This window comes from Pseudoxanthomonas sp. LARHCG66 (assembly GCF_052871755.1).
This window is the reverse complement of the sequence record NZ_JBIXJW010000003.1, coordinates 397,114-412,093: the sequence shown is the minus strand read 5'-3', so window position 1 is coordinate 412,093 and position 14,980 is coordinate 397,114. Positions and strand designations below refer to the sequence as shown.

The window sequence follows — 14,980 nt, the reverse complement described above, 5'->3', positions numbered from 1 at the left end:
TTGCGTGCATGTTGCACGGTAACCGGTACACCTCAGTCTTGCAAAATAAGAACCATTCGCATTTAATGTCCGCATCGCGCGATGTCGCGGGCGGGGATGTCGTTGCCCGTCACGGCCGCGCTGCTTCCTTTCCCCTTCCCGATACCCCCCATGCCCTCCACGTCCCCCATCCTGCTGTCTTCCCGTGCCCGCCGTTCCCTTGCCACCCCCCCCATGGCGACGCGACTGCGTACCGCCATCTGCATCGCGCTGGCCTGTACGGCGGGCACGGCGATCGCCGCGCCGCAGGACGCGGTGCCTGCCGTCCAGGCGGCCGCAGATGCCTCCGCGACAGCAACCGACCTCGATGCGGTGATGGTCGTCGGTCAGCGCGCCAGCCGCGTCAGCAACGGCGCCACCAACCTCGATCTGGCGATCAAAGAGACGCCGCAGTCGATCAGCGTGGTGAGCAGCGAGCAGATGGCGCAGTTCGGCACCGACAGCCTCAACGAAGCGTTGCGCATGGCGACCGGCATCCAGGTGGAGGAGTGGGAAACGAACCGTACCAACTTCACCGCGCGCGGCTTCGACATCGCCAACACCCAGATCGATGGTGTCGGTCTGCCCAACAGCTGGGGCATCGTCACTGGCGCGCAGGACACCTTCGGCTACGAGAAGCTGGAGGTCATCCGTGGCGCCAACGGCCTGCTGACCGGCGTGGGCAATGCCGCCGGCACGATCAACTACGTGCGCAAGCGCCCCACCAACGAACCGCAGGGTAGTGTCGGCATCAGCTATGGCTCCTGGGGCACGACGCGGGCGGAGGTTGATTACTCCACGCCGTTCACCGAGAACGGCACGTGGGCCGGACGGGTGGTGGCCGCGCACGAAGAAGGTGATTCCTGGCTGCGCGGCAAGGACGACACGCGCGACTTCCTCTATGGCGTAGTGGACGGCCAGATCGGCGAGAACGGCACGTTGACGCTGGGGTATTCCTGGCAGGAAGGAAAGACCAACGGCAACATGTGGGGCGCGCTCGGCTTCATGTACAGCGACGGCACGCAGGCCGAATGGGATCGCGGAGCCTCGACCACCCAGGACTGGACGTACTGGGACACGACCACCAAGACCGGTTTCATCGAGTACACCCACCAGCTGGGTGCAGGCTGGCAGCTGAAGCTGTCCTACAACCATCGCGATATCCGCAACGACGACAAGCTGTTCTACGCCACTGATTTCGCGGCCACTGGCCTGGAGCCGGGCACCAATCTGGGGCTGTATGGTTATCCGTGGGGCGGAGCCGACAAATTCACTGCCGACCTGGGCTCGGCGACGCTCAATGGTCACTTCCCCATGTTCGGGCGCGATCAGGAAGTCATGCTTGGCGTGAGCTGGTCCAAGAGCGAAAGCGTCAGCAGCCAGTACGCGGGCGCCATGTGCGGCACCGAGCTTTGCGGTTACATCGAGATGCCCGGCTTTCCGTGGGCGGGTGACGTGATCCCCGAGCCGGTGTGGGGCGATTTGTCGGTCTACAGCACGCTGGATGAGCGGCTCAAGCGCGCCTACGGCGCGACCCGACTGTCGCTGACGGACAGGCTTAAGGCCGTGGTCGGATTCAACTATGCCGAGTACCACCGCGAAGGCGTCAACTACGGCGTGGTATTCGATCAGACCGAGAGCGAGACCAGTCCTTACGCGGGTCTGACCTTCGACTTCACTCCCAACGTATTGGGCTACGTCAGCTACTCGGACATCTACCAGCCGCAGAGCCAGTCGGACGCTGACGGGCGTTACCTGGATCCGACCAAGGGGTCGAACTACGAATTGGGTGTGAAAGCCGATTGGTTGGACAAGCGCCTGCTGACCACGCTGGCCATGTTCCGGGCCGAGCAGGATGGCCTGGCAACCGGTGCCGGTTACAACGACCTTGGCCAGTTCTACTACGAAGGCGTGGACGTCGAGTCCAAGGGCGTCGAATTCGAAGCCACCGGCAAGCTGAGCGACAACGTCGACATGGTGTTCGGCTATACCGCGCTGAAGCTGACCGGGCAGGACGGAGACGATACCTATCGCTGGGTGCCGCGCCGGACGGCCAACCTGTTGCTGAGCGCGCGCTTGCCGACCTACACGGCACTGTCCTTCGGCATTGGCGGGCGCTGGCAGAGCAGCATTTCGAACGTGGAATCCAGCGGCTTCACCGTTCGCCAGGACAGCTATGCGGTGCTCAATGCGTTCGCCGCCTGGGACTTCCTGCCCAACGCCACGCTGCGGCTCAACGTCAACAACCTCGGCGACGAGAAGTACATCAACACGCTGCGTTACAGCGGCTACTACGGCGCGCCACGCAACTACACGCTCAGCCTGAACTGGCGGTTCTGAGCCGCCGCTTCCCCGCACCGAGACACGAGCCATCGCCATGTCCCGCACCATCGCCGCTTCCTCCCACGCGCCGCGCCTGCACCTGGCGGCGCGCATCACCGCCGCCGTGTTCGGCGGCTATGCCTTCGCCTGGGGCATCGTCGCCACCGGCGCGAGCCTGATGTTCGCCGCCGGAATGGATTTCCACGACGCCGAGTTCCTCGCCAGCCTGCTGGGCGTGCTGGCGTTCCTGGTGGCATTCCTCTGGGCGTTCGCGGCGCGCCGGGTGTGGGTGGTGTGGTCGGTACTGGCCGGCGGCGGTGCATTGCTGGCGGGCACGGGCTCGTTCGTGCAATCGCTGCTGGTCTGAGGAGGTCGACATGTTCCCGAGCTTCCGTCAGGCCATGGCATGGCTGCACACCTGGTTCGGCCTGGTGCTGGGTTTCGTGCTGATGGCCGCGTTCTTCTTCGGCGCGCTGTCGGTGTTCGATCGCGAGATCGACCGCTGGGCGATCCCGTCCACGCGTTTCGAGCCGCAACCGATGCCTTCGTACGAAAAGGTGCTGCGTCCGGCCTTCGAGCGCATGCAACCGCTGCCGGCGGCCGTGGACGCGATGCGTTCCCGCGTCAACGGCGAGATGCCGGCCCGCTTCGATACCGTGGTCAGCTGGAGCGCCTACACCACCCACCGCGACCCGGTGCTGCAGGTATTCGCGGGGTACGAAGTGCCGAATGCGAAGGATCCGGAGGAAACCATCTGGGCCGACGGCACCCTCGATCCGCGCGACGGCACGCCCTTGCCCAACGACAGGCTCAAGGTCGGCAGCGGCTTCTTCTATCCCATGCACTACGGTCTGACCCTGGACTGGAAGAACCTCGGCATCTGGATCGTCGGCTTCTCCGCGCTGGTGATGCTGGCCGCGCTGGTCAGCGGCGTGGTGATGCACCGCAAGATCTTCCGCGAGTTCTTCACCTTCCGTCCCGACAAGGCGCGCCTGCGCAGCGTGCTGGACCTGCACAACCTGACCGGCGTCGTCGCACTGCCGTTCCATTTCTTCTTCGCGTTCACCGGCCTGCTGATCTTCGCCGCCACGTACTACTTCCCGCTCGGCCACACGCAGCTGCACGGACTGCATGACCTGCACGCGGAAGTGGAAGCGCGCGAGACCGGCCTGCCGCATGAGCGCGCGGGCGTGCCTGCGGGCTTGGCCAATGTCGACGCGATGGTGGCCGATGCGCAACGCCGCTGGGAGGCGAAGGACAAGGCGGGTGATGTCGGCTTCCTGGTGCTGCAGCACGTGGGCGACGCCAATGGCTACGTCAGCGTCTACCGCGCGGGTACCGACCGCATCGCGCTGGTGGGCGATGGTATCCACTACAAGGCATCGACCGGCGAACTGATCCGCGAGGATCCTGCCGCCACCCCGGTGGGCCGCGTCAGCGAATTCCTCACCGGCCTGCACCTGCAGCACTTCCGCCACTGGTTGCTGCGCTGGTTCTACGTGCTGGGCGGGCTGGCGGGTGCGGTGTGCATCGCGACCGGGTTCGTGTTCTTCGTCGAGAAGCGCAAGCGCCAGCATGCCCAGCGTGGCAGCCAGGGCGCGAGGGTGGTCGATGCCCTGGCCGTCACCACGGTGACGGGCATGGTGTTGGCCGCACTCGGGATACTGGTCGCCAACCGCCTGCTGCCCGAGGACCTGCCGGCACGCGGTGACTGGGAGCGCTATGCCTTCTGGGGAACCTGGGTGCTGGCGTTGCTGCATGCCGGCTGGCGCAGCGCACCGGTCGCGCGCGGGCTGGCCAATCCCGCATGGCGCGAGCAATCCGGGGCGATAGCGGTGCTGGCAGTGGCCGCCGTCGTGCTGAACTGGGTGACGACCGGTGACCACCTGCTCGCCACGTTGCGCGCGGGCTATTGGCCTGTCGCGGGCGTTGACCTGTCATTGCTGGTGACCGCCGCGGTGGCGTGCATCACGGCGCGCATCCTCAAGCGGCGTGCCGTTGCCGCCGGGATGCGCGTGACCGGTGTGGAGGCGTCGCATGCCTGACTTCATGGCGGGATGCCTGTTGCTGGCAGCGTTGCTCTCCAGCCTCGCCGGCATGGGCTGGCTGGCCCTGTCGATGCAGCTCCACGCGCAGCAGGTGTGGGTGCGCGGATGTTCCCGTCATACGCCGGGCTTGTTGCGCCTGCTGGGTGCCGCCGGCCTGGTCGTCGCGCTGGCCCTGTGTCTGGTGGTCGACCACGCTTCCATGGCGGTGCTGGTGTGGGTGATGAGCCTCGCGGCGGGCGCGCTCACCACCGCGTTCGTGCTCACCTGGCGTGCGCACTGGTTGCGCGTCCTCGCGCCGTGGGTGCGCGCTGTCCACTAGCGTCGCTCGGCACCGCACATTCCACCTGTCAACGGATTGCATCCATCCCATCCCGTGGTGACGAAACGCGGCAGTGCCTGCAGTCGTTGCGCGCAGGACGAACAGGCGATGCGTCACCCGTTCACGCGCGTGCAGGGTGGGTGAAGAAAACCCCATTGAAACCTCGCCGCATCAAGAAGTGAATCCAACCCGCGCGTATACGCGTAAGGGAGGCGTCGTGTGCATCACGCCACGGCATCCCACCCTTCATCCTGGATACCGTCATGAACACAAGGTTGGCTGGCTTGGTGTTGCTCGCTGTTTCCACTCCCGCGTTCGCGTCCGGCCCCGAGCAGGGCAAGTTCTCGATGTCGTTGTTTGGTGGTGCGGATACGCCCGTCAGTGGCGATGTGCATGATGGCGCGGTGGCGCCGGTGCCCGACCTCGGGCCGCTCAATCCGGATCTGGCCGGGATCGGTGCGGAGTTGCGCATCCAGCCGCGCACGCATGAAGACATCTACGACCAGGCGATGACGTACGGTCTCGAATTCTCGTATGGACTGAGCGATCGGGCGGAGATCTTCGGCCAGTTGCGGCGCACCGACACCGATCCGGGCACCGTGCGCGTGGGCGGAGCCTTCGTGCCGGCGCTCAATACCGAACTGCCGGTCTACGGGACCTTCAGCGACTACAAGGCGCTGACGGTCGAAGCCGGATACCGGTACTACTTCATGCAACCGGGCTACACGCGCCCGTTCGTCGCCGGCCGCCTGGGCGCCACGCAGACCGACGACATCCGTGCCACGTTCGACATCCCTGATGCGGCCATCACCATCGAGAACGCGCCCTTCACCGAAAAGAAGTGGGCGGCCAGCGCCGGTGTGGATATCGGCGTGCTGATTCCGGTCAACGAGACCTTCAGCATCACCGCGCAGGCGGGCGTGCGCTACGTCGCCGATCTGGAAGGCGATGACAGCGCCATCGGCGGTCTGGACCTGGGTTCGATCAACGATACCGGCAAGCGTGTATCGGTGCCGCTCTCCATCGCCGCACGCTTCGACTTCTGACGGGCGTTCCGAGGTTTCCGGTCTCCTGGCGAGGCCGGAGACCAGAACCGTCGCTACGCATGTGCCCGCGCTCGCATGCCCGTCATGTCCAAGGCCATCGCCCTCATTCAGGGCGGGCAGCGCATGGCGCTGTCCGCAGGGTGGGGGCGGGGCCGCGATTGCGTGCGCCGATGCGCCGCATCGTCTCATCGCATGAGCGTGCGCCGGATACCATGACGCCATGCAACTGAAGGACAAGCTCGCGATCCTGGCCGACGCGGCGAAGTACGACGCGTCGTGTGCCTCCAGCGGTGCAGGCAAGCGTCACTCGCTGGGCAACGGTGGCATCGGCAGCGCCGAGGGCATGGGGATCTGCCATTCATACACGCCGGACGGGCGCTGCGTGTCGTTGCTGAAGATCCTGCTGACCAACTTCTGCATCTACGACTGCGCCTATTGCGTCAACCGCGTCTCCAGCAACGTGCCACGTGCGCGCTTCGCCACGGCCGAGGTGGTGCGGTTGACACTGGAGTTCTACAAGCGCAACTACATCGAAGGCCTGTTCCTCTCCAGCGGCATCATCCGCAACGGCGACTACACCATGGAGCAACTGGTGGAAGTGGCGCGCAGTCTGCGCGAAGAACATCGCTTCGCCGGTTACATCCACCTGAAGACCGTCCCGGAAGCGTCGCCGGAACTGCTCGCCGCCGCCGGCCGCTACGCGGACCGGCTCAGCATCAACGTTGAGTTGCCGACGGAAGAGGGCTTGAAGCAGTTGGCGCCACAGAAGCAGGCGCAGGGCATCCGCGATGCGATGGGCGAACTGCACACGCGCATCCTGGCTGCCAGGCCGACGAAGCAGGAAGCGCAACCCAGGCGCAGGCGTCCGCCGAAGTTCGCGCCGGCCGGGCAGAGTACCCAGATGATCGTGGGCGCCGACGCCGCGGATGACCGCGCGATCCTGGTCGCCAGCGATGCCCTGTACAACCGGTTCCGCATGCGTCGCGTGTACTACTCCGCCTTCAGCCCCATTCCCGATGCCTCCGTGCAGCTGCCGCTGCGCGCGCCGCCACTGCTCCGCGAGCACCGCCTGTACCAGGCGGACTGGCTGCTGCGGTTCTACGGTTTCGACGTGCAGGAGATCGTCGGCGACACCGGCACGCAGGGCGGCATGCTGGACCTGGATGTCGACCCCAAGCTGGCGTGGGCATTGCGGCATCCGGACCGGTTCCCGGTCGACCTCAACGCCGCACCGCGCGAGATGCTGCTGCGCGTGCCCGGCCTGGGTGCACGCAACGTGCAGCGCATCGTCGATTCGCGCCGGCAGGGCCGGCTGCGCGTCGCGGACCTGGCACGGTTGCGCGCGCCGTTGCAGAAGGTGCTGCCCTTCGTGGTGCTGCTGGACCACCACCCGCGCCAGCGCCTGGACGATCCGGCGCGCCTGCGACGCGAACTGGCGCCCGCACCGCGCCAGGCCGATCTTTTCGGCTGAGTCGCGGGAATGTTCCGTGCCACGGTGACGCCTGCGTGGAATATGGACGCCTGGCGCGTGCAGGCACGGCATGCGTGGGAAGCGGCGCTGCCACCGGACGCTGTGGAATGGCAGGCCGATGCGCAGGGCGAACTGCTGGGGAGTGCAGCCGTGATGGACCAGCCGGTGCAGCGGATGGGATTGTCGGTGCCGGCGGACTTCATGGCGTTCGCCGCCTCGGTGCTGTGCCATCGCGATGCCGGCCGGCACGCGCTGCTGTACCGCCTGCTGTGGCGCATCGGCAACGGTGAGCGCGCGCTGCTCGACCGCGCCACCGACGCCGACGTGCACCGCGCGACGCGCTGGGCACAGGCGGTACGGCGCGACACGCACAAGATGAAGGCGTTCGTGCGCTTCCGCCAGGTCGACGGCGAGGACAACCACTATCTCGCCTGGTTCGAGCCGGACCATTTCATCGTCGATCGCGTCGCACCGTTCTTCATGCGCCGCTTCGCCGGCATGCGCTGGGCCATCCTCACGCCGTATCGCAGCGTGCAATGGGATGGCGCGCAGCTGTGGGCGGGCGAGGGCGCGCAACGATCCGATGCGCCGGCAGACGATGCGGAGGATGCGCTGTGGCGCATCTACTACGCCAACATCTTCAATCCCGCACGCCTCAACACGCGGATGATGCGACAGGAAATGCCGCAGAAATACTGGAAACACCTGCCAGAGACCCACCTGCTGCCGGATCTTGTCCGCGAGGCTGGCCGGCGTGTGCGCGAGATGGACGAGCGCGAGGCACAGGCACCGCGCCGCCGCATTCCCGGCCGGGCGACGCCGTCCGAATGAAGGCGCGCACCGCGGGCACGCGGCCGCACCTGGCGCGGCACGCCACCGGTGCCCCGTGCGGGGCACCGGTGCGCGCGGTCAGAACTTCCAGCCCACGCGTGCGTAGTAGAAACCGCCGTTGAAGCCGTAGGGCGAGTGCACGGGATAGGCCGCGCCCGCCACGGACGCACCCCACGGGTTGTCGTCCGGGGTTTCGTCGAACAGGTTCTGCGCACCGACGTTGACGTACAGGCCGGAGGGGAACGTCCAGCCCACTTCGGCATCCACGATCACCTTGCTGTCCTCGTAGATCGGCAGGCCGCCGTCGTCGATGCTGATGGCGCCGCTGTCCAGGTGATCCTCGTACCAGGAGCCGTAGTAGCCCAGGCGCAGGTTCGCGTGGAAGACCTCGCGCTTGTGGTTGATGCTGAAATAGCCCTTGGTCTTCGGCAGCGATTCCTCGATCTTGTAGACGCGGGCTTCGTTGATGAAGTTGGGGTCGTAGCGGTCCACCTCGGTCTTGTTCCAGTTGGCGGCGAGCGAGTAGGTGGTCGTGCCGCCGAAGTGGTCCGTTTCCACGCTGGTGACCAGGTCCACGCCGGTGGTGGTGGTGTCGAACGCGTTGCCGAAGTAGGTCACCGAACTCAGCGACGCCGCTTCCGGATTGCCGGAGGCCACCAGCGCATCGCGTTCCTCGGGCGTCAGCGCGAAGCTGGTGCTCAGGGCGATGCGGTCTTCCACCTCGATGCGGTAGCCGTCCAGGGTGACCAGCCAGTCGCCGCTGCTCCACACCATGCCCAGCGAGAGGTTCTTGGACTCTTCCGGCGTCAACGCCCGTGCGCCCTTCAGGATGGCGATGGGATTGGTCGGTGGCAGCGTGGCGATGTCCTCCAGCACGCTGCCGTTGAACGCGGTACTGATCTGGCTGATGTTGGCCTGGCCGGGGGTGGGCGCACGGAAGCCGGTGTTGTACGCGCCGCGCAGGGCGAAGGTGTCGGACACGTCGAAGCGCGCGGTCAGCTTGCCGTTGGTGGTGCTGCCGAAGTCGTCGAAATCCTCGTGGCGCACGGCGGCGGCCAGCAGCAACTGTTCGGTGAACTGCGCCTCCAGGTCCAGGTAGACCGCCCAGTTGCGCCGATCCCATTCGCCGGCGGTGCGCGGGCTGAAGCCGTTGAAGCCGTTCGAGCCCAGTGCGAAACCCTGTTCGGTCAACGGGCCGATGCCGGTGGATGCATCGTCACCGGCCTTCACCTCGAAACTCTCCTCGCGCCATTCCGCACCTGCGGACAGGCGCAGGGCTTCGGCGGTGAACGAGGTCTCGATGTCGCGGCCGACGTCGAAGTTCACGCCCTTCTCGGTCTGGGTATTGCCGCCGGGACTGAAGCGCAGGCCCGCGGGCTGCGCTGCGCCGAGCGACGCGTTGACCGTGTTGTAGATGACGAAGTCGATATCGTTGCGGCCGTAGGTCGCACTGACATCCCAGTGCCATGCGCTGCCCCAGGTGCCCTTGACGCCGCCGACCACGGACATGTCTTCCAGGCTGCCGCCGAAGCGCGGCGTGAAGCCCCCGGGCAACGTGGACAGGAAGGTGAAGCAGTTGGCCGGCAATGCGGCCACTGCGGTGCTGACCGTGCTGTACGGGATGAGGTTGCCGTTCGCGTCGCGCAGGGCGATGGTCGGGCAGCCGCCAGCACCGGTGGTGTCGCCGATCAGCAGGGTCTCGCCCCCGTCGTTGGAGTACACGCCGGAGCGCGCGGTGGGGTCACGGAAGTAGAAGCCGCCATCGACCTCGCGTTGCGCGTAATTTCCGAACAGGTAGACATCGACGCTGTCGCCGGTGATGCCGAGGTTGGCGACGAACTTGAGGTCGTCGTCCACCTTCGGCGAGCCCCAGATCTGTGCCGGCACCGGCACGCCGGGATAGCCGGCCGCGATCGCCGCTGCGGCGTCGTCGCGCTGCACGCTGCGCGACGTGTCATCGGCCTGGCGCCATTCGGCGGTCAGCGTGGCGTAGCCGCGCTCGGTCAGCGGCAGGCCGATCTGCGCGGAGTATTGGGTGGTGAAGCCATCGCCTTCGTAGTATTGGCCGGCGAAGGCTTCGAAAGCCCCGCCTTCGCTGATCTTCTTCAACCCGAAGTTCACGACGCCCGCGATGGCGTCCGAGCCGTATTGCGCGGCCGCGCCGTCGCGCAGCACTTCCACCTGCTCCAGCGCCAGCGACGGAAACACCGAGAGGTCGGGGCCTTGCGAGCCATCGGACAAGCCATGGCCCAGGAAGGTGATCACGGCGGAGCGATGGAAGCGCTTGCCGTTGACCAGCACCAGCGTGTTGTCCGGCGGCAGGCCACGCAGGTTGGCGGGACGGATCAGGCTGGCGGCGTCATCGATCGGGATGGTGCTGACATTGAATGAAGGCACCAGCACGCGCAGCTGGTCGAGCGCATCGGTGGCACCCTGGTTGCGGAACTCCTCGGCACTGATGATGTCGATCGGCACGGCGGAGGAGGAGACGGTGCGCGGCTGGCCGCGACTGCCCAGCACCGAGACGGTGTCGAGCGTGGTGGCCTCCTCTGCCGGCGGCGTCGCCGCCGGTGCGGGTGAAGGTTCCGTCGTCTGCGCGACGGCGGTGCTGCTGCCGACCAGGGTGGCGGCGGCGAGGGCCCATTTCACTGCGGATGCCAATGGCGTGCTCGAAACACGTACGTGCGGCTTCTCTCTGTTGCCCATGCGGTGCGCCCCTTGAATGTGCTGTGTGGTGTCGAAGTTGTTCTTGCGCGAGTGCCGTCAGCGGCCACGCGGATACCGCCCGCACTCCGGGTAGTGGGCGTTACACATTGCTGTCATCGCCGTGCTACCGCCTGCACCTTAGGCGGCAGCAAACAGCTCGAAACGAGGCATGGATCACACGATGGCGCGGTGCACAACGAAAGTAATCATCGTTCCGTTTTTTGCACTCTTCGCACGCTTTTCACGCAGTCCCATGCACGCGAACGGTGCGCGTTGCGCCAGTGTTGTGCAGCGACGCCGCGCGCATGCGTATACGTGCGCGTGGAAAACGTCGAAGTCCGCCAGGGACGCGAGATGCACCGCATGCGTGCACTCGCGATCGAGCCTTCGCACCATGCGGGTTCGCCCGGGTCTGCATGGACATCATCGAGTGGGGGCCGTCGACTTCAGGCCGCAGGAATCGCGACGCGTGCCGGCGCGGATCGACGGCGTCGCATGTTGAGCGGGGCTCAAGGCTGGCTTGCGGAATGTTCGCTTCGCCCAGCGCAGCGTGCCGCGTAGCGTCGCGCCAGCCCTGCGATGAGGAACCGACATGTTGCGTGCCACGGGTCTGTTGCTGCTTTCCGGTCTCGCCATCAGCGGCATGGCGGGCGAACCCGGGAATCTCCCCATCCCTGTCCCGCAGCGATGGACGCCGCCTGCGCTGAGCAGTGACCAGTATGAATCGTCGCCCGTGTTCTCCCCGGATGGTCGCGAGGTGTTCTTCTTCCGCGCACCGCCGTCGTTCGACCGTTATCGCCTGCTGTCTTCGCGGTGCGAAGGCGGGCGATGGCGTGCGCCACGCGAGCCGACCTTCGCCGGCGCAGCCGACGCGCTGGAAACCGATCCCGCCTACAGCCACGATGGCACCTGGCTGTATTACGCCAGTGACCGCGCGAACAAGGACGATCTCGACATCTGGCGCGTGCCGCGCCACGCCGACGGCCGCTTCGGTGAACCCGAGCGGCTGCCCGCGCCGGTGAATTCGCCGCAGACCGAACTGCTGCCACGGCCACTGCCGGATGGCCGCCTGCTGTTCGGATCGCACCGGCCGGGAGGTATCGGCGGACGTGATCTTTACATCGCCACGCTGCGTGCCGACGGTCGCTGGGATGTCGCACCGCTGCCGGCGCCGGTCAACACCGCGGCCGATGAATACGAGGCCGATCTCGCGCGCGATGGCCGGGTACTGGTGGTGGTCGCCAACCGCGGCACCCGCTCGCACCTGTATGTCTACGATCGTGACGGCGACGCGTGGCGCGAACGCGGCCGCGTTCCGGCGCGCGATGATGTCTTCCAGGTGGGGCCGCTGCTGTCGCCGGATGGAAGGCGGCTGCTGTTCGCCCAGGCCGATGGCGACGCATCGGGCGAGTTCTTCCTGGTCGATCTCGCGCCGGGGGCCGACTTGGCATGGCCCCCGGCGTGCGGTGATGCGCGCGCAAGTCAGCCGCGCAATTCGACCACCGGCGAGAATCCGCCATAGACCATGCGCTGGCCGTCGAACGGCATCGGCGGATTGTCCGGATTGGACGGGTCCATGCGCGGGTCTTCCATCATCTTGTGCATGCCGGCATCGCGCGTGGCCTTGTCCGGCCACTCCACCCACGAGAACGCCACGGTTTCGTCGTCTTTCGCCTGCACTGCACGGAAGAAATCGGTCTGCGTGCCACGTGGCACGTCGTCGCCCCAGCCTTCGATGATCCGGGTGGCGCCGAAGCCCATGAAGATGCTGTCGAAGGTGTTGGCGTAATCGGTGAAGGCGGCCTTCTTCGCCGTGGGTGCCGCAAGGATGAATCCGTCGACATAGGACGAAGGTGCATCCGGGCTGCCCAGTTCCAGTGCCGGGGTGAAGCCGCCATAGATCAGTCGCTTGCCGTCGAACGGCATCGGATTGTTCTCCGGCGACATGCGCGGGTCTTCCATCATCTTCTTCATGCCGGCGTCGCGGGTGGGCTTGTCGGGCCACTCGATCCATGAAAACACCACGCTTTCGTCTTCCTTCGCCTGCACGGCCTTGCGGAAGTCGGTGACAGTGCCGTCGGGCACGTCGTCGCCCCAGCACTCGATGACACGGGTGGCGCCCTGTTCGATGAACACGGGGTCGCCATGGTTGGCATGGTCGATGAACTTCTGTTTGTTGGCGGTCGGCACGGCGGCCACGAAACCATCGATGTAAGGCATGGGAAACCTCCGGGAATGCGACGCCGGAATGGCGCCTTCATGGATGCGACGAGTGGGGCGGGCGGAATTCGACAGACGGCTGGCCGGTACCGGCCGGGCGGGGCGTTCAACCTGCCACGATCCGGACAAAGGTGGTGTGATGGTTTCTGCAACGGGCGCGGTGCCGCGCCGGGCTGGCCCATGGGGCATCGGCAGTGCGGCGTGGATCCTGGCGCTGGCGGCACTGGTGCTGGCGGGATTCTGGAAGACGTACTTCAGCCGGTTGAGCCTGGCCGATCTGGTCACGCACCTGCATGCCGGCCTCATGCTGGCATGGATGGCGATGCTGCTGGTACAGCCCTGGCTGGTGCGGACGCGGCGCATGTCGCTCCACCGGCAGGTGGGGCAGTTCTCGTACGGCGTGATGCCGGGCGTGCTGGTGACGGCGCTGTGGCTGTCGCAGCTGCGCATGGCCGCGGCACCGCCGGAGATGTTCGGCCTGCAGGCGATGCTGCTGTACCTGGGCACGGCGGCGTCGGCGATGCTGGCGTTGTTCTGGGGCCTGGCCATCCGCCATCGTCGCGATTCCGCGCTGCACGCGCGCTACATGGTGGCCACGGCGCTGGTGATGATCGATCCGGCGATGGCGCGCCTGGTGCTGGCGCTGTTGCCCGAAGGCGTGCGCATCAATCCGTCGTGGGTCGGCTATGCGCTGACCTTCGCCGTGCTGGGGCTGCTCATGTGGTGCGAACGTGGCGCCCCGCGTGGCCGCGGCGTGTTCCGTTTCGTCACGCTGGTGTTCGTGGCCAACTTCGTGCTGATGCACGTGGTGCCGGGCACGCAGCCGTGGCAGGCGTTCGCGCGCTGGTGGGGCGGGCTGGCCGGCTGACGCGCGTGCTCAGCGCTGCAGGCAATGCCGGTAGCGCTCGTCCACACGCGTGGCGAACCACGCGGTGGTGAGATCGCGGGTGATCTTGGGGCTTTCCAGCTTGATGCCGGGGATCATCGCGCGCGGCAGCGGCTTGCCGGCGCGGGCCTCGGCCAGGGCATACACGCGCGCGTACAGGTCGGTATCGCCGAAGTCGAGCCGGTTGCCGCGCTGGAGTGCGGCGCGGATCGCACGATCGTCCATCCGCAACGCGTCGGCCAACCTGCGGACCGCGCGTTCGGTCTGGCCCGGCGTGTCCAGCGGTGCGCCGGGATTCAGCAGGTCGCCGTCCAGGGCGAGCGGCACCCCGGCCGCGATGCCGACGGCGCTCTGGAATGCCGCATTCCGGCTGGCGTACCAGCCGGCGTTGTAGTCGGCGAAGCGATGCACCTTGCGCGTGTACGGCGTCTGGTATCCCAGCAGGTGGGCGATGCCGAAATACAGGCCGCCGCGACGGGTGAATACTTCGTCGCGGATGCTGCCCTCGACGGGATACGGATAGTCCGATGCGTTCGATTCCGCGAACGGAATGCCCACCTGCATCGGCCCGCCGGTCTGCACCGGGTTGTAGTCGGAGAACAACCGTCTGCCCAGCGGCACGCTGCCGATCATGTCCTGGTAGATGTCGCTGAGGTCGCGCTCCGTGCGTACCGCGCGCAGCCGCTCGGCGTAGCTGCGCCCGTCGGGTGAACGCAACGCGAGCGCGGCATCCACCATGAACCCCGGTACGTGCAGGGCCGACGCGCGACGGTCGATCTCGCCGCGTGCGATCTTCGGCAGGTTGGCGACCGCCGGATTGGCGACATAGCCGGATTCCTGTTCGGTCACCGCCAGCACCGCGCAGATGTTCTCGCTGTTGGGCTCGATGCGCTGGGCCGCGAACGCGGTCTCGATGTCGGCGGCCCAGCGTTCGCGGTCGGCGACCTTGGCCGGCATGCGCCGCACGATTTCGCTGCGCGTGTCGGCCGGCGGGCGTACAGGGGTGGGTGGTGCGGTGGCGCAGGCCGCCACAAGGAGCGCAGACGCAAGCGGGAGCGCGCGCAGCAGGAAGCGGAGGGCAGGGGTCGTCATGCGCGCAGCATACGTAGCGCG

Annotated in this window: 11 protein-coding genes and 2 pseudogenes; 9 read left to right on the top strand and 4 right to left on the bottom strand. The window is 66.8% G+C overall.

The genetic code is table 11. The features are described from left to right. The first annotated feature begins 150 nt into the window (after positions 1-150). From ACIPRS_RS12050 to ACIPRS_RS12020, 7 genes and pseudogenes are all read left to right on the top strand, one after another. Positions 151-2,358: a TonB-dependent siderophore receptor gene (locus ACIPRS_RS12050; RefSeq protein WP_446538715.1), complete on the top strand. Its 2,208-nt coding sequence runs from the start codon at positions 151-153 to the stop codon at positions 2,356-2,358. 37 nt (positions 2,359-2,395) lie between these two features. Then, entirely contained in the window at positions 2,396-2,707 is a 312-nt protein-coding gene (locus ACIPRS_RS12045; protein ID WP_446538714.1) for an iron uptake protein, read from the top strand. Positions 2,708-2,717: 10 nt separating this feature from the next. Continuing rightward, the gene (locus ACIPRS_RS12040) at positions 2,718-4,385 is read left to right on the top strand and encodes a PepSY-associated TM helix domain-containing protein (RefSeq protein ID WP_446538713.1); all 1,668 of its coding nucleotides are present in this window, start codon (positions 2,718-2,720) and stop codon (positions 4,383-4,385) included. Beyond that, the gene (locus ACIPRS_RS12035) at positions 4,378-4,707 is read left to right on the top strand and encodes a DUF3325 domain-containing protein (RefSeq protein WP_446538712.1); all 330 of its coding nucleotides are present in this window, start codon (positions 4,378-4,380) and stop codon (positions 4,705-4,707) included. Before ACIPRS_RS12040 ends, ACIPRS_RS12035 begins: the two co-directional genes overlap by 8 nt. Positions 4,708-4,970: 263 nt before the next feature. Then, the gene (locus ACIPRS_RS12030; protein ID WP_446538711.1) at positions 4,971-5,753 is read left to right on the top strand and encodes a hypothetical protein; all 783 of its coding nucleotides are present in this window, start codon (positions 4,971-4,973) and stop codon (positions 5,751-5,753) included. 220 nt (positions 5,754-5,973) lie between these two features. After that, complete coding sequence (locus ACIPRS_RS12025; protein ID WP_446538710.1) at positions 5,974-7,224, top strand: putative DNA modification/repair radical SAM protein; 1,251 nt, start codon at positions 5,974-5,976, stop codon at positions 7,222-7,224. A 9-nt stretch (positions 7,225-7,233) separates the two neighbouring features. Next, positions 7,234-8,046, top strand: a pseudogene (locus ACIPRS_RS12020) (TIGR03915 family putative DNA repair protein); the annotation flags it as partial. 87 nt (positions 8,047-8,133) lie between these two features. Here the strand turns inward: ACIPRS_RS12020 and ACIPRS_RS12015 are convergent. Beyond that, positions 8,134-10,704 carry a TonB-dependent receptor plug domain-containing protein gene (locus ACIPRS_RS12015; RefSeq protein WP_446538709.1) on the bottom strand — a complete coding sequence of 857 codons (2,571 nt, stop codon included), beginning with the start codon at positions 10,702-10,704 and terminating at the stop codon, positions 8,134-8,136. 649 nt (positions 10,705-11,353) lie between these two features. On the opposite strand from ACIPRS_RS12015, the gene ACIPRS_RS12010 reads away from it, so the two are divergent. Then, positions 11,354-12,283, top strand: a complete 930-nt coding sequence (locus ACIPRS_RS12010; protein ID WP_446538708.1) for a TolB family protein — start codon at positions 11,354-11,356, stop codon at positions 12,281-12,283. On the opposite strand, the gene ACIPRS_RS12005 is transcribed toward ACIPRS_RS12010, so the two are convergent. Both ACIPRS_RS12005 and ACIPRS_RS12000 read right to left on the bottom strand, forming a co-directional pair. Then, complete coding sequence (locus ACIPRS_RS12005; RefSeq protein WP_446538798.1) at positions 12,244-12,633, bottom strand: DUF1428 domain-containing protein; 390 nt, start codon at positions 12,631-12,633, stop codon at positions 12,244-12,246. The two genes, ACIPRS_RS12010 and ACIPRS_RS12005, sit on opposite strands and share 40 nt — an antisense overlap. Next, positions 12,628-12,981: pseudogene (locus ACIPRS_RS12000) on the bottom strand (DUF1428 domain-containing protein); the annotation flags it as partial. The gene ACIPRS_RS12005 and the pseudogene ACIPRS_RS12000, both read right to left, overlap by 6 nt. A 139-nt stretch (positions 12,982-13,120) precedes the next feature. Between ACIPRS_RS12000 and ACIPRS_RS11995 the strand changes: the two are divergent. After that, the gene (locus tag ACIPRS_RS11995; protein WP_446538707.1) at positions 13,121-13,849 is read left to right on the top strand and encodes a hypothetical protein; all 729 of its coding nucleotides are present in this window, start codon (positions 13,121-13,123) and stop codon (positions 13,847-13,849) included. A gap of 9 nt (positions 13,850-13,858) precedes the next feature. Here the strand turns inward: ACIPRS_RS11995 and ACIPRS_RS11990 are convergent, their stop codons facing one another. After that, a complete protein-coding gene (locus tag ACIPRS_RS11990; RefSeq protein ID WP_446538706.1) occupies positions 13,859-14,959 on the bottom strand; it encodes a DUF1615 domain-containing protein in 1,101 nt (366 codons plus the stop codon). Positions 14,960-14,980: the final 21 nt, after the last annotated feature.